We start from the raw sequence: 19,170 nt of genomic DNA on the forward strand, positions 1-19,170 counted from the left end.
ACGGCTAAAGCAAGTGAGATCTGCTAATACAATTGAGCAAGAGAAGAATAAGTATGGCTATAGCATTGTGGCACCTTTGATATTTGATGGATTAAGACCATATGATAAATTCAAGAAAATTCACAACTTGACGACAAAGGCTAATGTAGCATCATATTGATATCATGACTAACTTAGAAAAGATGAGAGAAAAACTGCAAGATCAAATAAATTATCATAATGTTTTGTATCACCAAAAAAATAAGCCAGAAATAAGTGATGCTGAATATGATGAACTGAAGAAAAAGTTAGCTGAAATAGAGGCACAATTTCCAGAAATTTATGCAACACAAGATAGTGTTGGTGCTCCACATGATGAGAGGTTTTCTAAGGTGGAACATCAAGAACCTATGCTTTCTCTTGAGAATGCTTATGATGAACAAGATGTAGAGAAATTTTTGTCTAAAATAAAGAGGTTTTTAATTGAGGACAAAATAGAGATATTATGTGAGCCAAAAATTGATGGGTTGTCGTTTTCTGCAATTTATGAGGATGGGAGATTTGTTAAAGCTGCAACTCGAGGTGACGGTTTTTTAGGGGAAGATGTCACTCACAATGTTGCAACAATAAAAGGCTTTCCTAAGTTTTTGCAAGGCGTGCAAGGAAGACTAGAAGTAAGAGGTGAAATATACATCAGTAACAGCGACTTTTTAAAGTTAAATGAAAACGATGAATTTGCCAATCCTCGAAATGCAGCTGCTGGTTCTCTAAAGCAATTGGATGCAAACATTACAGCAAGTAGACCACTTAGATATTTTGCTTATTCTTTGATTGGTGGAGCAGAGAAAAGTCAAAGTGAAATACTAAATAAGCTTGAGGCACTTGGTTTTTGCGTAAATGAGCATCAGTCCTTAACGAGTAGTTTGGATGGAATGCTGAAGTTCTATAACGAGGTCTATAATTGTCGCTATAACTTGGATTATGATATTGATGGAATAGTCTATAAAGTAAATGATTTGGTACTACAAAATCGTCTAGGGAATACTCACAAAGCACCGCGCTCAGCACTTGCATACAAGTTTTCTGCGGTTTATGCAAAAACAAAGTTAAATAAGATATTTATACAGGTGGGCAGAACAGGGGTTTTAACTCCAGTTGCAGATTTAGTGCCAGTCAATATTGGTGGGGTGCTAGTTAGTAGAGCAAGTCTGCATAACCAAGATGAGATAAAACGTAAAGACATAAGAGAGGGAGATATTGTAACAATCAAAAGGGCAGGAGATGTAATTCCCCAGATCGTTGAAGTAAGCAGAGATTCTCGTCTTCCAAATACACCTGAATTTGTGTTTCCTGGAGTATGCCCTGAATGTGGTAGTAAAGTACGTCAGGTTGAGGGAGAGGCGGCAGTAAGATGTCCTGAGGAATTTGCCTGTAAAGCTCAAATAATAGAAAAACTAAAGCATTTTGTATCGAAAGATGCATTTGACATTGTTGGCCTTGGTGATAAGCAGATAGAGTTTTTTTACGACCTTGATCTGATAAAACAAATCCATGATATTTTTACTTTAGAAGAAAAATTGGATGAATTTAATCTGGAAGGACAGTCTGGCTGGGGCGAGAAATCTATAGCTAATTTGTTAAATTCTATACAAAGCAGAAGGGTAATAACTCTAGATAGGTTTATATTTTCTTTAGGTATTAGATTTATTGGCCAAGTTGCAGCAGAATTGCTTGCAGATTATTATGTTTCTTATGATAATTGGTATAATTCGATGATTGAACTGTCATCAGATAATACTGAGCTAGTCGGTATAGACGGCATAGGAAAAAAAGGGGCTGAATCTTTGGAATCATTTTTTTCTAAGGAACATAACATCAAAATGTTAAATGATCTTACTGCTTGTCTTCAAATTCTTCCTGTGAACTCCAACTCTAGTGACTCTGTTTTAAATAATAAAATTATAGTGTTTACTGGTAAGCTACTTGCTATGAGTAGAGGAGAGGCAAAAGTAAGAGCCAAAACTCTAGGAGCAAAGGTCAGCTCACATCTTTCTGCTAAAACTGACTACCTAATTGCAGGAGAAAAACCAGGATCCAAATATAAAAAGGCAGTGGAATTAGGTGTAGAAATTTTAGATGAAGACCAGTGGCATAAAGTGATAAGTTTGGGAGTGTTCAAATAACATTTGGATTGTATATTATAGCTCTTCTCATAATAGTCAGAATAAAAAAGCAGAATCAACAGCTTGACGGAAAGACTTAAAAATAGGGATATTTTTTCTAGCTCTATTCTTTATAGCAAACCAATTATGCTCAATTTCGTTAAAGTCTGGAGAATATGGAGGAAGATAAAGAATTTCAGCACCAACTCCTCTAGCAAGATTATCTATTTTTTTAGATTTATGGAATGTAGCGTTATCAAGAATTACAGTTTGGCCAGACCTTAAAATTGGAGTTAAAAACTGCTCAAACCAAGCCTCGAAAACATCCTTATTGCAGTATCCTTCAAAGGTCAATGGAGCAATGATCTTCCTTTTATTTAGAGCTGCAATCATACTGACACGCTGAGTTTTTTTACCTGATTTTAATGAATGAAACCTCTCTCCTTTTCTGCAATATCCGTATGGGTAGTCTTCTGTATTATCTATTCCAGATTCATCAATATATACAAGATTTTCATGACGTTTTGTTGCTATAACCTTTAAAAATTGAGCTCGCTTTCCTTCATTTCTTTCTTTATATCCGTAGGTCTTTTTTTCTTGTAAATCCAATATTTTTAAGTGCGCGGTGAATCGTTTGTCGACTGATATTACCCCAGAGTTTAGCCATCTCTGACTGAGTTTTGCCACCATGGTTTTTTGCAAATTTGGTAAAAACATTCCAGTCAGTAATTTTATGGTTATATCCTACGCTTCCAGGCTTTTTTGACTGAAAATCTCCCGTTTCCTTACGCCTTTTCTGCCACTCATATAGAGTCGTTTTTCCAATTTTAAATCTCTCTGCAACAGTTGCTCTACTTTCTCCTTCATCCAATGCCTCCATTGCTTTTTTCCTTAAATCGTAACTATACGCTGCTGGCATACAAACCCCACTACCATAAATCCATATCTTAACTTGTTTGGATTATTATGAGAAGAGCTATAAATCAAAGTTGCAAGACTATAATGAGCAAGCTGTTAATTGGATTGATTGGATTACCACAAAAAAACTCCTTTCTTTCTCTCCATTTTTTCTGGGTAAGGTCATGGTGCTGGTACAGGTCCTATAGCTGACCCAAGCAACACGTCATACCGCGATTTATTCGCAGTATCTCAGCATAGATTCCGCTAACAAGTAGCGGAATGACGAATTTTTGTTTTTCAAATTATCGGTAAACCTAAGTCACTTTAGCTATAGCTATCTTCAAAAATATGGTTGAATAATTGTTAATAATAGTGTATAATTATTAATATTTTCAAGCATTTTTGCCATGGCTCTTTCAAAATTTCTCGATCCTCGCAATGATTTGTGTTTCAAAAAAATCTTTGGAACGGAAAAAAATAAGAATATCCTGATCCACTTTTTGAACGATATTTTAGGGTTTACTGAGATAAATGCAATACAAGAAGTTGAGTTTCTTAGCACTATTATGGATCCCGAAGTTGCCTCTGATAAACAAAGTATTGTTGATGTTCTCTGCAAGGATTCTCATGGAAATAGATATATAGCAGAAATGCAGCTCGCTAGAGACAAGGGCTTCGAAAAACGCGCTCAATTATATGCCGCTAAAGCCTACTCAAGACAATTAGATAAATCTGGCAACTACATTGATTTAAAGAAAGTCTTCTTTATTGCTATTTCCAATTGTAACTTACTTCTTGAAGAAGTTGGTTATATCTCTACTCATAATATACGTGATATAAAAACCAACGGCCATTACTTAAAAGATTTTCAATTTGTCTTTATTGAGTTACCTAAATTTACAAAAAGCAAAGTAGAACAGCTAGAAAGCATAGTAGATCGTTGGCTATTTTTCTTTAAATATGCTGAAGAAACGACAGATGAAGATCTAAAGAAAATTGCAGAAAAAGCGCCAATAATAAAGCTAGCATATGATGAATTAGACAAGTTTCGTTGGAACGAAAAAGATTTAGTAGCTTACGAAGAAAGAATAATGGATCTACGGAAAGAAGAAGCCATTCTTGAATACAGACTTGATCTTGCTGAAGAGAAAGGTATACAAAAAGGTATAGAGAAAGGAAAAATTGAAGGGAAAATTGAAGTCGCAAAAGCAATGCTGGCTAATAATGTTGATGTCAACACTATTGTCAAGTTTACTGGCCTTTCTATTAGTGAGATTGAAGAATTAAGTGGAAATCTGTGAACGGTTACGGATTGATTGGATTACCACAAAAAAACTCCTTTCTTTCTCTCCATTTTTTCTGGGTAAGGTCATGGTGCTGGTACAGGTCCTATAGCTGACCCAAGCAACACGTCATACCGCGATTCATTCGCGGTATCTCGGCATAGATTCCACTAACTAGTAGCGGAATGACGAATTTGTCGTTTTTCAAATCGTCGGTAAACCTAAAAAAGTTTGCATCATATGCAGCAATAGCCATAGGGTCTGTAGGGCTTATAGCTAGTATCACAGCTCTTAAATATTGTCCTAGTTTACCGCCTTTGATCGCAGGGGGGATGATTGGCTCTATGCTCCCGCTAGTTGCGTGTACGCTTGTTGGCATTTTATTGCTTATAGATAGAAGCTCTCTCGATAAAATATACGGTAATATATATGACCAAAAAAAGATAAATGAAAAAGCTGAATTGTTTGATAAATTGAGTAAGTGTGTTTTACCTCTTATAGCAGGGGCTGTTGTTTCTTTTGGAGTTGGAGCAGGTTTAGCTGCCCTTGGCCTTGAATCGCCCCTAGCTATAGCCGTCTTAGCTGCAGTAGCATGCAAAGTTATTATGTCACTTTTTAGTGCAATAACTGAACGCTCTTCTTCTCCACCAACACCACCAGGTAGCTCGGTTGACAGCGGTGTGAAAGTTAATGGTGCTAGTGCAGGTTGTGTTCCTAGCCCTAGTCATTAGTCAGTTCTTTCCATCCAAGAATCATTTTATTGGCTTGCCTCAATTTTTCAACAGAAGGCAAGTCTTCTGTGCTGAGTGGTAGGCGGACAGTTTGATGTTCTATAAGACCAATATCATGCAAAAGTGCTTTAGTGGGTATTGGGTTGCTGGCAATAAATAGAGCTTTGCAAGCTTGTTGCCAGATATCTGTTGAACTTTTTATGTCATTTCCTGTCATTTGAGGAGTTGTTTTTTTTCTAGTTACGTGCTGGAATGACAGTAGGCATTGCTTAACATATTCATGTGCTACATGTGGCCAAACATTGGAAGCAACGGAAACCAGACCAGCCGCACCATAAGCGGCCATATCGGATATCATATTATCATCTCCGTAAAAGACCTCAATATTTGGAGCAACTTTCTTATACTGAGCTAAAGTATCAACGGTGCCACTTGAATCTTTGATAGCCCAAAATTTTTCGTGGCTGGATAAGTTGCGTACAGTTTCAGCGTGAAGACTCACTCCTGCTCTCGATGGAATATTGTAAAACATAGCCGGCACATGTGCTTTCTCAAGCAGCTTTTCAAACCATAAAGTCTGCCCCATAATTCCGGGCTTTGCATAAATGGGAGTTGTCATTAGATAGCCATGAATAGGCATACCCTTGCAAAAATCAAGCCATTCAAGAGTTTGATATAGATTCACTCCTGGTACACCAATTATAATTTTCGTATTTAATTTTAGCTTACATACAAATTCAACTAATGTACGCTTTTCAGAATCAGTAAGCGATAGGCCTTCACCTGTGCTACCCAGTAACACTACGCCATTTTCAGCTTCAGCTTGTATTGTAAGTAAACGCTGCAAACTGCGGTAATCTATGTCATCCCCATTGCAATTAAAAGGAGTAACACAAGCAGTCCATAAAAATATAAATTTCAATTTAAATTGTTAAAATGGTATTTCATCATCGATTAGTTCATCTTTTATATCGTTGTCAAAACTTTCGTGCTTATTTTTTTGTTCTGTTTCATTTTGCTTGTATTCACTTGGCTTGTAATCGGAATTTGGTCGCGAATCCAAGAGAGTAAGAGCGCTATTAAAATTATATAGAACCACCTCTGTTGTGTATCTTTCACTACCGTTTTGGTCAGTCCATTTTCTAGTTCTCAAAGAACCTTCAACATAAACTTTACTGCCTTTGCGTGCAAAATCTTTGACGATTTTTACTAATCCTTCACTAAAAATTACAATATTATGCCATTCTGTCTTTTCAGAGCGCATACCGGAAAGTTTGTCAGTCCAACTTTCAGACGTGGCTATTGAAAAACTTGCCATCTCTTTTCCATTTTGTGTAGTCCTAATTTCAGGATCTTTTCCTAAATTACCAACTAATATGACTTTGTTTATGGTACCACCAGACATAATTATGCTCTAAATAAATCCCTTTATTATCTTATGTGAAAGTACTATTGTCAAATTTAATTAAAAGTGCGCTTGGAGGGATTCGAACCCACGGCCTTTGCCTCCGGAGGGCAACGCTCTATCCAACTGAGCTACAAGCGCATATATAGCTACCCACCCGCGGTATCTATGTTGAGATCCCGCTAACGAGCAGCGGGATGACGGTTTTTCAAATTGTCGGTAAACCTAAGTCACTTTGGCTATATACTAAATTATTTAATAGATAAGCTATCCAAGTCAAATTTTTGTTTTGGATAAAGCGTAAACATAACACTCCCATGTCCAAGATATACATTTTGAGAATCATTCGCATGCTTTTTTATTGCTTTTTGATCTACGGCCCATACAAAAGTCACACAATTTTCAGTGACTGAGTGCACCTTTAAGTCCTTAGTATTTATAAACAGCTTTCCATTTACCCATATTTTCCATGTATCGGAAGAAAGATATAAAATTGAGTCTAAACTCACTACCTTACAGTTGAAATTATCTGATACCTCCTCTTTTGCAGCTCTTGAAGACCGTAAATTGAACTTTTCCATTTCATTGACCATTCTATTAACTGGCTCTTCATCAAAAAAAATGCTTTTTACGTTACTATATTGTGACAAAACGTCAAAGTCACTTTCCACTGCTTCTCTTATTATATCGTCCCGATCTGTATAGCTTAGTTTTTGATTGTTAATAAAGAAACACTCTTTTGCACGCAAATTTGCTATATCAATAAAATCATCGATTTCTTGATTGCCAACTTTAAGAATACTTTCAAAATATCTTTTTTCTATCATCATTCCATACTGAGAATGATGACAAACCATTTCATCATCACCTTGTTTTTCTATATATACGCATAAATTTCCACTATTTAATCCTAATATTTTATGCTCAATAAAATCTTCATTGCCAATATATTGTCGGCAAGAATACTCATTACAAATTTCTATGCTTTCTATGATATCTTCACAACTGCAATATGCATTAACATTGGAAATGAGTAGCGTAAAAATAAAAAACAGCTTTATGTTCATCACCTTATCTACTTAATATAGTATACCAATCAAAGACTATATTAACTCTCACTATCTCTATCATATTACCATTCAAAATTTGATTCATAGTTGCAGCATCAATATTTCTCTGCTTGTTTAAAATAAGAGATTTGATCATAACATAACCGGGCAGATTTGGAATAGACTGTAGAAATAAAAAAATATGCTTATCGCTGATTGAACTTAAATTTAGGACCACTTCACTTTTTATTACTTTTGTGCGTTCACTTTTGTTGTGGAGCTCAACTTCTTCGGGTATAGAAATTGATATTTCAGGTTCTAATATATAGTACTTTTTATATAACCTGCTAAGCTCGAAATTTAAATTTGCAATGTATCTGCTACTGTGTAAATTTGAAGAAGAAATTTTTTTCCATAAATCTAGGTTTTTATTTAGAACAACTTCCTTTTTTTGAATTCCAGTAATCTGTAAATTAATAGAACGTATTTTATCAATCGCAATTTGGTTTTTATTATAAACCTTTTCGTTATAGATAACAACATATGTTAATAACCCTATTAATCCAACAGATAATAACAAACACGATATAAACTGAATTGTAGCTTTTCTTTTTAATTGAGAGATAGTCATTAATCTACATTGCCTCTCCTATTTCAACATCAATAGATAGATTTTGCCCTTTAGCAGCAGGTAAGTTAGAAATATTAATGTCATAGGTACGAAAATTATCGTTTAAATTTTTTCGTAGTTTCTCGTATTGATAGGAAATATTTTTACCGGATCGAAAATTAAACCTTAAAGTTGTGGTAATATAACTTTTTGCCTCATTATAATTCCATTCAAATGATCGAAGCTCTATACCTGGTACTTTTAACTTTTCTACATACTTAACTTGTGTAAGAGGAGAGTATTCTATTTTTGATAAAATATTATTGATATTAATAAAATCATAAATTTCATCTATTTTTTTTACATTATAGCTTTGGCTAAGTTTTGTTAATTGGTTATTTAAGGTGCTCTGCTTTGCGGATAAATTATCAGCGACACTGAAGTTTGAATACAAATTTAGCAAACAAAGGGCGTTAATTACGACTAAAACCAAAGCGAAGTATAGAAAAATTTGAGGAGAGTTTAAATAAAGATAATTGAATAGATAAAATTCTTTAGTTTCCTTTGTATTAAAAATAGCTGCTAATTTATTCTTAAAGCTGTGAAACAAAATTATGGTATCGCAAAAGTTATCTTTTTCACTTATAGCTAGTTCTGCTCCTAATAGTTTGCCTAACTCATATGGAGTTAATATGTTCACACTGTTCTCTGAAAAATTTATGACTGATAAACTAGCTTTAATATCTTCTGACACTATGATGCAAAGGTCGATAGGGTTATTTTTTTCAAACCCAAACTTAGTTAAGGATCGAATAGTATCTTGCACTTCCTGATATATTCCACCAGCAATAATTCCTGGTAAATTATCATTAGTAAATGGTACTAAACGCGTAAATATCATTTTATTCTCTTTAAGAACCACTTGTCTATAGCCTCCCGTTTTAGTTGCAGCAACTATAATTTTCCAATTATTAGGATCTTTATGTAGAATCTTTTTTGTTATATTACTTATTTCTATAGGAAACATTAATATTCCCTTAAAGTTGGAGCCTATCTCAATAAACACATTCAACCAATATTCTACTAAATGCTTTGCTTTTGATGAAACAAGAAGATAGCACCAGTTTTGATTGAATTTGTTTGGCTTCTCAACCAAAAAAACTGAACTTATGTCATTATTACGAGAAAAATGCTCCATCTTTGTTTTTGCTGATAGATAGGCACTAATCTTGTTTGCCCTTGTAATAAACTGTAGCGAGTAATTTTGATCTGCATGATTAAGCACCAGGTATAAAGGTGCTTTTTTGTCTGATGAAAGACATGAAATTAAATCGGAAACTGCTTTATCGTTTTTGCCCTTAACAAAATACCTTTTATTTAAAGTATTATTTTTAAAATATAGTAACATTATGCCTTCTTCTCCAATAGAAAGCATAAACTTACTTTTGGATTTTGAACTAAACATATTAACAAAGCATATACTTATCTAGAATTAAAAAGGCAATTTATTGAAATTCATTAAACGTTAGAGGGAAATATTGTTATAAATTTTCGCAGCAACATTATTTATATTATAATTTTTTTTATAAAATCACTACTAATATTAAGCTATTTAATTAATAAATTAAGAAAACTCATTAATTAGAAATATACACTATCTGCCGATTAACTTTAATTAATAGGAGTTATTAATCTATTTACTATTCTTGTAATATTATTTCTAATGGTAAACATTTCTAGTAATACTGGAACAGTTGTTATTTCAGATACAGAATTTAGTGTAAGTAAACTAACCATTTGCTGAAGAGCGCTCATCTTCTTTGGTATTTGATGATGGAGCAACTAATTTGCTCAAAATCTCATCTTTTGGTCCCATAGCGTAAATGACACCATCTGACATGAGGATCACCTTATCAACTACGGACAATAACGGTAGCTTGTGAGTGATGATAACAGTAGTAGTATTTTGCTTTCTTGCAATGCCAATTGCATTAATTAAGCATGCCTCTCCATTGCTATCTAAGTTAGCGTTTGGTTCATCAAGTACTAAAAGTTTTGTGTGACCATAAAAAGCTCTGGCAAGTCCAAGAAGCTGTTTTTGGCCGCCAGAGAGCGTTACTCCTCCAGGACCTCCTATTGTTGTATCATATCCATTTGGTAAGCTTAGTATTAGTTCATGTATTCCTGCAATTTTTGCTGCTTTGATTATTTCTTCAGGATTTGGATCTGGTCTCATGCGAGCAATATTAGCTTTGACACTAGTGTTAAATAACTCAATATCTTGAGGTAAGTAGCCAACATAATTACCAAAATTTTCTCGATTCCAAGTATATACATCAGCGCCATCTAGTCTGACTACACCAGATATTGGCTTCCATACACCAACAGTTAATTTTGCGATAGTGGATTTACCAGAAGCACTTGCACCAATCACACCTACTACGTCCCCTGGTTCTATAATAAATGATATTCCTTTTACTGTTGGCTTATTGCTTCCATAAGGAGTAAAAAATACTCTATCAAATTCCAATTTTCCTTCAGGTTCTGGTAGAGCCATCGTTTGCTCTCTTTTTGGTGATGTTAATATAAGTCTTTGTAGCCTTCCATATGACATTCTAGCCTGATTTAAAAACTTCCAAGTATGAACCGCAGCGTCAAATGGTGCTAATACTCTACCCATTAAAATTGAAGCAGCGATGATGCTACCAGCAGTTTTATGAGCTGTAATTGCAAGTAATGCACCTGTTCCAATTACTGATATTTGCAGAGTTGAGCGCAAAAACTTAGTGATTCCAGTAATTACATTAGAGCGATTTTGTGCTTTAATTTGCATTGCTCGATTCTGATCATTTCGTTTACACCAATCAGAGACTATGAATTCTGACATGCCCATAGCTTCAACTACTTCTGCATTTCTTGTTGCAACATCTATAGCATTGATATTCCGTATAGTTTCTTCGTTGGTTTCTTGTAATATTCGTTTAGTGGCAAGTTCATTCCATATTGCCATAGAGACTAATATAATGATTCCAGCAATAACTATAAACCCCGTGGAGGTGTGTATCATGAAAATCACAACAAGGTAAATTAACGACCATGGAGTATCAAACAGTGAGAATATACCATTTCCTGTAATGAAATTTTTTATTACCCCGAGATCTCGTATTGCTTCACCACTTGAAGTTGAGCTCTGCACTGACGTTAGCCTGATTGACCTTACTATCAGATCTGGTGTTGCAGTTTTATCGATCCAATCACCTATTTTTGCCATGGCTAAATATCGACAAGTTTCAAGCATTGCAGAACATGCAAATGCAGATAAAGTGATAATTGTCAGCATAGTTAGTGTTGATACACTTTCGCTTGATATCACCCGATCAAGCACTTGAGAGGTATAAAGTGGTAGAAATAATATTAATAAATTGATTCCCGCACTAAACCAAAAGATAAACCAAAATGCACTTTTGCATTTTTCTAGGCAAATATATAGAGTACTTTGCTTCAATTCTTTTTTTATTGATGGCGTAATTTCCACAATCTTCCTCTTAATTTAATTACATGCACCATATACAATTTTTATTACAAAAATATTAATAACGGCAGTTAGCCTGCTTTAAGTGAGTAAAATATTAATATATGTGAATAGGAAATATAAACAATGGTAAAAAGAAGTATAGTTAATATTTCCTTCATTGCCTATAGCTGAGCTACGTCATACCGCCGCGGCGCTAACAAGAGATCCCGCTAACAAGCAGCGGGATGACGAGGTATAAACCATCGTCATGCAGCCGCAAACCGTCATACCGCGATTTATTCGCGGTATCTCATCCGCTAACAAGCAGCGGAATGACAGCAATCCTACGTCATACCGCCACGGCGCTAACAAGAGATCCCGCTAACACGTAGCGGGATGACGGTTGTCAGGGTAGCTGTCATCCCTTGTGGAAATTGTTCTCAAATCACAATGTTCGTACAGCTATAGATTCATTCGCGGCGTAGATTCCGCTAACACGTAGCGGAATGACGAATTTGTCGTTTTTCAAATCGTCGGTAAACCTAAGTCACTTTAGCTATAATTCAGAATTGAGAGTTTTTAATAACTTTCTAACTCCCACTTAGGTCTTGGTGCAAAATTAAGTGGATCTATATAATTCTTCTGTAACCTTTCAATTCCTGCCCATCCAACCATTACTGCATTGTCTGTACATAGATTATTAGGGGGGAAAAATATGTTTAAGTTTATGTGTTCTTTCAGTTTTTCTCTCAAAAAATTATTTGCTGCAACTCCGCCGGTAATCACAAAGTCATTGATTTTGATATTTAAAGATTCGGCCATAATAATCGCATTACTAACCCTGTCCAGCAGTATGTCACTAATACACTCTTGAAACGAAGCACACACATCACACACATCTTGCTCGCTCATTTCGAGTTTCTGCACTAAGTTTTTTACTGCTGTCTTGATTCCAGAAAACGAAAAGTTACATCCAGAACGTTTTATCATCGCCCTTGGCAGTTTAAATCTTGCACCATTGCCTTTTTTAGCTAACTTTTCAATTAATGGCCCTCCGGGATAGCTTAAACCCAGCATCTTAGCAACTTTATCAAATGCTTCTCCTAACGAGTCATCAAGTGTCTCCCCGAGTTTAATATATTTACCTACATCCTGTGCAATTAAAAATTGACAGTGACCACCTGATATTAATAGAACTAAAAACGGAAATTTCACCTCATGCAGTAACCTAATAACTAATGCATGCGCTTCTAAGTGATTCACTGCAATGAACGGTTTTTGTGCTACATGCGCAATTGCTTTAGCCATCATTGTACCAACTATTAATCCACCTATGAGTCCTGGTCCTGATGTTGCTGCAATTGCATTGAGATCACAAAAGTTAAGGTTAGATTTTTCCACGGCGCTTTTTATTAGACCACTTAAATGCTCCATATGAGCACGTGAGGCTATTTCAGGGATCACCCCACCGCGTTTTTTGTGTTCTGCTTGGGAGAGAATTTCGTGAGCAAGGACTTGCTTGTCACTATTTACAATCGCTACTGCAGTTTCATCGCAGCTTGTTTCAACAGCTAAAATGGTTTTCATGTATATTCGAGCACTTTATTATAAAAACTATACCTTGAAACGCTGTAGAAGTTAACTGCAAAGTTAACTTCTATAGCTAAAAGATTTACCGACAACCGTCATTCCGCTGCTTGTTAGCTGATGAGATACCGCGAATGAATCTACAATCGTATGAACATTGCGCTATTGAGATGGAGCACTTTCTTGTTATTCCAGGTCTCCTCTCTCGTCATCCCAGTGCGTGACACTGGGATCTCACTTAGTAATTTCGTAATATAAATCATACCAATTTGGGTTTTTTCTTGCAACTAAATTGATTTTCCATTCCCTTCTCCAACTTTTTAGAAGTTTTTCTCTATCAAGAGCCGAATCTACGTCTTGAAATTCTTCAAAATAAACTAATTTTTGTACATTATATTTCGACGTAAAACCGGGAATAACCTTGTTCTTATGCTCCCAAATTCGTTTAATTAAATTCGACGTAACACCTATACATAGAGCCTTATTGTGTCTACTTGCAAGTATATAAATATAATAGTTTTTCATAAAATTTAGATCCCAGTGTCACGCACTGGGATGACAGGAAGAGGAGACTGAGATGACAAATGTGAGTGCTGATGTAACAAATGTAAATGCTTGAATGACATCAATAATTATATACATTTTATCACTAAACTAGACGTTCGTACAGTCGTGGAATGAATTGCGGTATGACGTAGGAAAACCTGCACTATAAGCTAATCATCATCTCCAAATATGGAGCTAATTTTTTTGCCCCCAGGAGAAAATTTATTAGTCCAACTGCTTTGCACTTTGGTTACGTCTTTAGTGGCGGTTTTATTGCTGTATTCCTTGATTTCCTTATCTATTCTATCCATCATTTGTGGATCCAGGCAGCTCTTTTTCCATTGATCAGTAGCAAGGAACACTTTGTTTAAATCTTGAGTGCGAATTAAGTATTCTTTATCCTTAGGATAAACCTCTTGTGCCCAAGCAAATAGCTCAAAATAGCGTGCAAACAATTCAGATGCGCGTGACTTTGCAGTTTGATAAGCTTGTATCTCCTTAAATATAACTTGGCTAATAATTTTCTGCACAAGAACATTTGCTTGCCTTAAATTCTGCTCAATATCCTGGTAAACCTTATGGAGAAATTCCTGCTCTAGGCTCAAGTTAAGCTCATTTTCAACCATATGTGAAAGTTCATGCACTATAATGTATGGATTTGACCTTCTCAGCACAATAACATACCTATTTACACCGGAAGACCTGATTGTCTTACACACCCCTTCTTCCATATCCACTAATCCCTCTTGGTATATTTCAAACGAAAGCTTATTTTGCTTTATTAGTGATAAAGTGAGGTTTAATGTGTTTCTAAACTTCTCAAATTGATAGAGATACTCAATATATCGTATTGCATTTTCACTGCTTCCTACTTTAGTCGCTTGTTTGATTAAATTCCTGATTAGCATGCCTTATTATTAAAGGAATTTTTTTTTATACTCAAGAGCTATAAAGTGTTTTTTAGGAAATCTCATTGCATAGCTAAAGTAATTCAGGTTTACTGACAACCGTCATACCGCTAACACGTAGCGGGATGACGAGATGCCACCGCGAACCGTCATACCGTCACGAACCGTCATACCGCGATTCATTCGCGGTATCTCTTAGCATAGATCCCGCTAACACGTAGCGGGATGACGAGATGCCACCGCAAACCGTCATACCGTCACGAACCGTCATACCGCGATTCATTCGCGGTATCTCTTAGCATAGATCCCGCTAACAAGTAGCGGGATGACGATTGTCGATGAACCTAAGTTACTTTAGCTATAAACATTAAGAAATTTACTAAACGAAGAAAAAAGGCAAAAGAAGCCCTGGTCATTATCTATTTTCAGTATTTGGCGTTTTTTAAGTCTTAAACACTGCAATTTAGCTGCTTTTAAATGCAACTCACCTTAGTTTAAATGTTTAAGAAATTTACTAAGCAGAAAAAAAGGCAAAAGAAACCCCGCGTTAGCTAGTTGTCACTCTCTAATCCTGCAAATTGGCGTACTATACTGTCTTAAACGACTTATAAGCGCGTTTCAGCTTGTGTAGGTAAAAACCTAGAAATATTGTGAAGACATAAGGTGCACATAGTGCGAAAAATTAAAAATAAGACGCCAAGTACGTTGTTTTTTTGCTGTTTAATCTGCACAGATGAAGATAACTGAATACCTTCAATACCATGATAAGGGGGCTGGCGGAGTTTGTCAAGGAAGTTTTTGTATTTAATCCGTTTCTATGGCTTATATAATAATCATTATTGTGATATAAAACTTAGAATAATGCAATAGATACCTAATGTTTTAGCTATTAATTATATGTTGCACAAGAGCACATATTACAATACCATCCAAGTAGGTCAAAAATAAGGAGATTGTCATGAGTTTTACTTTACCTGAATTACCATATGATAAAACAGCTTTGGAGCCTTACATATCTGCAAAAACCTTAGATTTTCATTATGATAAGCACCATAAAGGATATTTAAATAAACTCAACGAGCTATTTGAAAATACAGATTATCAACATGTGAAAATTGAGGAATTAATAACAAAAGTGCATGGTAATAGCGATAAAGTTCCCATATTTAATAACGCAGCGCAAGTTTGGAACCACACTTTTTATTGGAATTCAATGAAGAAGAATGGTGGTGGTAAACCTAAAGATGATGGTTTTCTGGCAAAAAAAATTCAAGATGATATCGGTGGTTTTGATAAGTTTTGTGGGGAATTTGCCAATTATGGAGTAAGCCAATTTGGTAGTGGATGGGTATGGTTAGTGCTCGAAAAAGGAAAGCTCAAAATCACCAAAACTCCAAATGCAGATTTGCCATTAATTTATGGCCAAGTTCCATTACTCACTATGGATGTCTGGGAGCACGCCTATTATTTAGATTGTCAAAACCGTAGAATTGACTACATAAAAGTTTTCCTTGACCATTTGATTAATTGGGATTTTGCAGAAGAAAATTTCAAAAAGAATACATAAGATGAATACACCTCAGGTAACAAAATTAGATAATGGTCTGCGCATAATAACTGAGCAGGTGCGTGATGTTGATTCCGTAGCTTTAAGCATACGAGTTGGTGTTGGCAGTAGAGCGGAAAGTGCAAATCAAAATGGAATATCCCATTTTCTAGAACACATGGCTTTCAAAGGAACGAAGACAAGAACTGCGTTTGAAATTGCAAAAGCTTTTGACGACATAGGTGGGGTTTTCAACGCCAGCACCGGTAGGGAAAGCACCACCTATTATGCAAAAGTCCTCAAGAAAGACATAAAAACTGGTATTGATATATTAATAGATATATTGATGAATTCAACATTTCCAGAAGATGAATTGGAACGTGAGAAGGGCGTTGTAATACAAGAGATTTTTCAAACTAATGATTCACCAAGTGACATTGTTTTCGATAAATATTTTGAGGCAGCTTATGAAGATCAACCTTTCGGCAGGTCAATCTTAGGCACGCAAGATACTGTAAAATCTTTTACTCGAGAAGATCTAAATAACTACATAAATGAGCATTACTTTGGCGAGAATATGCTATTTGCCGTTGCAGGAAATGTTGAACATGAAGAAGTTGTTGCATTAACCAAAGATTTTCTCTCAAAGATTCATTCTAAAAAGCTGAAAAAAAGCCAAAATGCGACGAGCTACACTGGTGGTGAGTATTTAGAACATCGTAAATTAGATCAGGTGCACTTGCTAATTGGTCTACCTAGCGTTTCTCGTTATGACGATAAATATCACACGTTTCAAGTGCTTGATTCTATATTAGGGAGCGGAATGTCATCACGTCTGTTCCAGGAAGTAAGGGAAAAGCAGGGATTAGCTTACTCTGTTTATTCATTTAATTCCAGCTACACTGATACAGGGATGTTTTCCATTTTTGCTGGCACAGATAGTAGTAACTTAGATAAGCTTTTAAAATCTATGACGACAGAGTTGAAGAAGCTGTCTACAGATAATCTGAGGGAAGAAGAAGTAAATAGAGTGAAAGAGCGAATAAAATCCCAAATTTTAATGTCACGCGAAAGTGTTAGCTCACGCGCTGAAACATTGGGGCACTACTATGGTAACTATAATAGGTACATCAGTAAAAATGAATTAATAGAAAAAATTAGTGCAGTTACCACTGCTAACGTAAAAAAAGCAGCAAAAGAATTGTTATCTCAGCATGAAAAAACCACTCTAGCTGCAATTGGAGAAATTAAATCATTGCCAAGTTACGATAAAGTGGTTTCTATGCTTAAAGGGAGTGTTAAATAAACTGTGTCAAACCGCATTTTTAGTTCAACTCAATTTTCAATCTGCCAGGAAATAAAACATCAAGTTGAGAGATAGTTAATGCCCAATCATGTACAGGCATCGTCCACTTTTCCTCTGCCTTCTTTATAGCACAATATACCTGCTTATACAAGGCATTTATGCTGGTAAATGAGCCTTTGGTCTTAGTGAATTTCCTAATTTGCCTATGTAGCCCCTCTATGGGATTGGTGGTGTAGATTATCCTCCTAACTGGACCAGAATACTTAAAATAACCAGACAAGTTTTCCCAATTATTCTGCCAAGATTTTATAACCATAGGGTACTTTGTGCCCCATTTTTCATCCAATTCCAACAGATATAGCTCTTCTCATAATAGTCAGAATAAAAAAGCAGAATCAACAGCTTGACGGAAAGACTTAAAAATAGGGATATTTTTTCTAGCTCTATTCTTTATAGCAAACCAATTATGCTCAATTTCGTTAAAGTCTGGAGAATATGGAGGAAGATAAAGAATTTCAGCACCAACTCCTCTAGCAAGATTATCTATTTTTTTAGATTTATGGAATGTAGCGTTATCAAGAATTACAGTTTGGCCAGACCTTAAAATTGGAGTTAAAAACTGCTCAAACCAAGCCTCGAAAACATCCTTATTGCAGTATCCTTCAAAGGTCAATGGAGCAATGATCTTCCTTTTATTTAGAGCTGCAATCATACTGACACGCTGAGTTTTTTTACCTGATTTTAATGAATGAAACCTCTCTCCTTTTCTGCAATATCCGTATGGGTAGTCTTCTGTATTATCTATTCCAGATTCATCAATATATACAAGATTTTCATGACGTTTTGTTGCTATAACCTTTAAAAATTGAGCTCGCTTTCCTTCATTTCTTTCTTTATATCCGTAGGTCTTTTTTTCTTGTAAATCCAATATTTTTAAGTGCGCGGTGAATCGTTTGTCGACTGATATTACCCCAGAGTTTAGCCATCTCTGACTGAGTTTTGCCACCATGGTTTTTTGCAAATTTGGTAAAAACATTCCAGTCAGTAATTTTATGGTTATATCCTACGCTTCCAGGCTTTTTTGACTGAAAATCTCCCGTTTCCTTACGCCTTTTCTGCCACTCATATAGAGTCGTTTTTCCAATTTTAAATCTCTCTGCAACAGTTGCTCTACTTTCTCCTTCATCCAATGCCTCCATTGCTTTTTTCCTTAAATCGTAACTATACGCTGCTGGCATACAAACCCCACTACCATAAATCCATATCTTAACTTGTTTGGATTATTATGAGAAGAGCTATAATTCTCGGCAATTTCCTTGCTTGAAGCTTGATATACCTTCTTTAAATCGCTCAAAAAACTCTTCGCATCTTTACTGGCCACATACTTCAGTGAGTTGCGTATCTGATGCACTATACACATCTGCACTTCCGCATTAGGAAAGACACTGTTTATAGCTGCAGGAAAGCTTTTCAGCCCATCAACGCAGGCAATAAGGATATCTTCTACTTGTATCTTGTCAAAAGCATCTAATGTTTTAAGCTTAAGCATTAGGTGGAGAAGGGAGGAACTCTGTGCTTCTTCTTAGATATAAAATCTGTAGAGGAGATAAGAATTCCCTTCTCAAAAGTATAGGCTGGAAGGTA

General features: G+C 35.5%; 17 protein-coding genes, 1 tRNA gene and 2 pseudogenes. 5 read left to right on the forward strand and 15 right to left on the reverse strand.

The annotated features are described in order from the left end of the window. The first annotated feature begins 164 nt into the window (after nt 1-164). Entirely contained in the window at nt 165-2,162 is a 1,998-nt protein-coding gene (gene ligA, locus ACFZP3_RS06535; protein ID WP_386087082.1) for an NAD-dependent DNA ligase LigA, read from the forward strand. Nucleotides 2,163-2,198: 36 nt separating this feature from the next. Here the strand turns inward: ligA and ACFZP3_RS06540 are convergent. Then, nucleotides 2,199-3,060, reverse strand: a protein-coding gene (locus ACFZP3_RS06540) for an IS630 family transposase (RefSeq protein WP_386086489.1) whose coding sequence is annotated in 2 segments (ribosomal slippage) — nt 2,199-2,736 and nt 2,735-3,060 — 864 coding nt in all. Because the reading frame shifts where the segments join, the coding sequence is not laid out codon by codon here. Between the two features lie 388 nt (nt 3,061-3,448). On the opposite strand from ACFZP3_RS06540, the gene ACFZP3_RS06545 reads away from it, so the two are divergent. Together ACFZP3_RS06545 and ACFZP3_RS06550 are read left to right on the forward strand one after the other, a co-directional pair. Beyond that, nucleotides 3,449-4,342 carry an Rpn family recombination-promoting nuclease/putative transposase gene (locus ACFZP3_RS06545; protein ID WP_386087063.1) on the forward strand — a complete coding sequence of 298 codons (894 nt, stop codon included), beginning with the start codon at nt 3,449-3,451 and terminating at the stop codon, nt 4,340-4,342. Between the two features lie 167 nt (nt 4,343-4,509). After that, a complete protein-coding gene (locus tag ACFZP3_RS06550; RefSeq protein WP_265017317.1) occupies nt 4,510-5,055 on the forward strand; it encodes a hypothetical protein in 546 nt (181 codons plus the stop codon). Here the strand turns inward: ACFZP3_RS06550 and dapA are convergent. The 11 genes from dapA to ACFZP3_RS06605 form a co-directional block, all read right to left on the reverse strand. Beyond that, entirely contained in the window at nt 5,045-5,977 is a 933-nt protein-coding gene (gene dapA / locus ACFZP3_RS06555; protein WP_386087083.1) for a 4-hydroxy-tetrahydrodipicolinate synthase, read from the reverse strand. The two genes, ACFZP3_RS06550 and dapA, sit on opposite strands and share 11 nt — an antisense overlap. Nucleotides 5,978-5,986: 9 nt before the next feature. Then, nucleotides 5,987-6,460, reverse strand: a complete 474-nt coding sequence (ssb, locus tag ACFZP3_RS06560) for a single-stranded DNA-binding protein (protein WP_096616007.1) — start codon at nt 6,458-6,460, stop codon at nt 5,987-5,989. A gap of 67 nt (nt 6,461-6,527) precedes the next feature. Continuing rightward, nucleotides 6,528-6,601 (reverse strand) — tRNA-Arg (locus ACFZP3_RS06565). Nucleotides 6,602-6,711: 110 nt separating this feature from the next. After that, entirely contained in the window at nt 6,712-7,527 is an 816-nt protein-coding gene (locus ACFZP3_RS06570; RefSeq protein WP_386087084.1) for a hypothetical protein, read from the reverse strand. A 4-nt stretch (nt 7,528-7,531) separates the two neighbouring features. Beyond that, nucleotides 7,532-8,140, reverse strand: coding sequence for a hypothetical protein (locus tag ACFZP3_RS06575; RefSeq protein ID WP_253309205.1), 609 nt, complete (start codon nt 8,138-8,140; stop codon nt 7,532-7,534). A gap of 4 nt (nt 8,141-8,144) precedes the next feature. After that, nucleotides 8,145-9,584 carry a hypothetical protein gene (locus tag ACFZP3_RS06580; RefSeq protein ID WP_253309206.1) on the reverse strand — a complete coding sequence of 480 codons (1,440 nt, stop codon included), beginning with the start codon at nt 9,582-9,584 and terminating at the stop codon, nt 8,145-8,147. Nucleotides 9,585-9,790: 206 nt separating this feature from the next. Continuing rightward, complete coding sequence (locus ACFZP3_RS06585; RefSeq protein WP_264687919.1) at nt 9,791-9,916, reverse strand: hypothetical protein; 126 nt, start codon at nt 9,914-9,916, stop codon at nt 9,791-9,793. After that, on the reverse strand, nt 9,909-11,654 hold the full coding sequence (locus tag ACFZP3_RS06590) for a type I secretion system permease/ATPase (RefSeq protein ID WP_386087085.1): 1,746 nt from the start codon (nt 11,652-11,654) through the stop codon (nt 9,909-9,911). Before ACFZP3_RS06590 ends, ACFZP3_RS06585 begins: the two co-directional genes overlap by 8 nt. Before the next feature lie 558 nt (nt 11,655-12,212). After that, nucleotides 12,213-13,220: a tRNA (adenosine(37)-N6)-threonylcarbamoyltransferase complex transferase subunit TsaD gene (tsaD, locus tag ACFZP3_RS06595; protein ID WP_253309209.1), complete on the reverse strand. Its 1,008-nt coding sequence runs from the start codon at nt 13,218-13,220 to the stop codon at nt 12,213-12,215. Between the two features lie 234 nt (nt 13,221-13,454). Next, the gene (locus ACFZP3_RS06600; protein WP_253309210.1) at nt 13,455-13,745 is read right to left on the reverse strand and encodes a GIY-YIG nuclease family protein; all 291 of its coding nucleotides are present in this window, start codon (nt 13,743-13,745) and stop codon (nt 13,455-13,457) included. A gap of 191 nt (nt 13,746-13,936) precedes the next feature. Then, nucleotides 13,937-14,674, reverse strand: coding sequence for a hypothetical protein (locus tag ACFZP3_RS06605; RefSeq protein ID WP_264735927.1), 738 nt, complete (start codon nt 14,672-14,674; stop codon nt 13,937-13,939). Between the two features lie 958 nt (nt 14,675-15,632). Between ACFZP3_RS06605 and ACFZP3_RS06610 the strand changes: the two genes are divergently transcribed. Next, nucleotides 15,633-16,241 carry a superoxide dismutase gene (locus tag ACFZP3_RS06610; RefSeq protein ID WP_386087086.1) on the forward strand — a complete coding sequence of 203 codons (609 nt, stop codon included), beginning with the start codon at nt 15,633-15,635 and terminating at the stop codon, nt 16,239-16,241. 1 nt (nt 16,242) lies between these two features. Then, nucleotides 16,243-17,526, forward strand: a complete 1,284-nt coding sequence (locus ACFZP3_RS06615) for a M16 family metallopeptidase (protein ID WP_253309213.1) — start codon at nt 16,243-16,245, stop codon at nt 17,524-17,526. A gap of 19 nt (nt 17,527-17,545) precedes the next feature. Here ACFZP3_RS06615 and ACFZP3_RS06620 read toward each other — a convergent pair. From ACFZP3_RS06620 to ACFZP3_RS06630, 3 genes and pseudogenes are all read right to left on the reverse strand, one after another. After that, nucleotides 17,546-17,890 (reverse strand): annotated as a pseudogene (locus ACFZP3_RS06620) (transposase); the annotation flags it as partial. A 12-nt stretch (nt 17,891-17,902) separates the two neighbouring features. Beyond that, nucleotides 17,903-18,764, reverse strand: a protein-coding gene (locus tag ACFZP3_RS06625) for an IS630 family transposase (protein ID WP_386086489.1) whose coding sequence is annotated in 2 segments (ribosomal slippage) — nt 17,903-18,440 and nt 18,439-18,764 — 864 coding nt in all. Because the reading frame shifts where the segments join, the coding sequence is not laid out codon by codon here. Nucleotides 18,765-18,829: 65 nt separating this feature from the next. Beyond that, nucleotides 18,830-19,033, reverse strand: a pseudogene (locus ACFZP3_RS06630) (transposase); the annotation flags it as partial. Between the last annotated feature and the right edge of the window lie 137 nt (nt 19,034-19,170).

The organism is Wolbachia endosymbiont (group A) of Norellia spinipes (genome assembly GCF_964273535.1).

What these genes read in the sequence shown, in the direction of transcription:
- ligA (WP_386087082.1), top strand. Translation starts at nt 165, where the DNA reads ATGACTAACTTAGAAAAGATGAGAGAAAAACTGCAAGATCAAATAAAT.
- ACFZP3_RS06585 (WP_264687919.1), bottom strand. Translation starts at nt 9,916, where the DNA reads ATGGTTAGTTTACTTACACTAAATTCTGTATCTGAAATAACAACTGTT.
- ACFZP3_RS06580 (WP_253309206.1), bottom strand. Translation starts at nt 9,584, where the DNA reads ATGTTTAGTTCAAAATCCAAAAGTAAGTTTATGCTTTCTATTGGAGAA.
- ACFZP3_RS06605 (WP_264735927.1), bottom strand. Translation starts at nt 14,674, where the DNA reads ATGCTAATCAGGAATTTAATCAAACAAGCGACTAAAGTAGGAAGCAGT.
- ACFZP3_RS06610 (WP_386087086.1), top strand. Translation starts at nt 15,633, where the DNA reads ATGAGTTTTACTTTACCTGAATTACCATATGATAAAACAGCTTTGGAG.
- ACFZP3_RS06600 (WP_253309210.1), bottom strand. Translation starts at nt 13,745, where the DNA reads ATGAAAAACTATTATATTTATATACTTGCAAGTAGACACAATAAGGCT.
- ACFZP3_RS06545 (WP_386087063.1), top strand. Translation starts at nt 3,449, where the DNA reads ATGGCTCTTTCAAAATTTCTCGATCCTCGCAATGATTTGTGTTTCAAA.
- ACFZP3_RS06570 (WP_386087084.1), bottom strand. Translation starts at nt 7,527, where the DNA reads ATGAACATAAAGCTGTTTTTTATTTTTACGCTACTCATTTCCAATGTT.
- ssb (WP_096616007.1), bottom strand. Translation starts at nt 6,460, where the DNA reads ATGTCTGGTGGTACCATAAACAAAGTCATATTAGTTGGTAATTTAGGA.
- tsaD (WP_253309209.1), bottom strand. Translation starts at nt 13,220, where the DNA reads ATGAAAACCATTTTAGCTGTTGAAACAAGCTGCGATGAAACTGCAGTA.
- ACFZP3_RS06575 (WP_253309205.1), bottom strand. Translation starts at nt 8,140, where the DNA reads ATGACTATCTCTCAATTAAAAAGAAAAGCTACAATTCAGTTTATATCG.
- ACFZP3_RS06615 (WP_253309213.1), top strand. Translation starts at nt 16,243, where the DNA reads ATGAATACACCTCAGGTAACAAAATTAGATAATGGTCTGCGCATAATA.
- ACFZP3_RS06550 (WP_265017317.1), top strand. Translation starts at nt 4,510, where the DNA reads ATGACGAATTTGTCGTTTTTCAAATCGTCGGTAAACCTAAAAAAGTTT.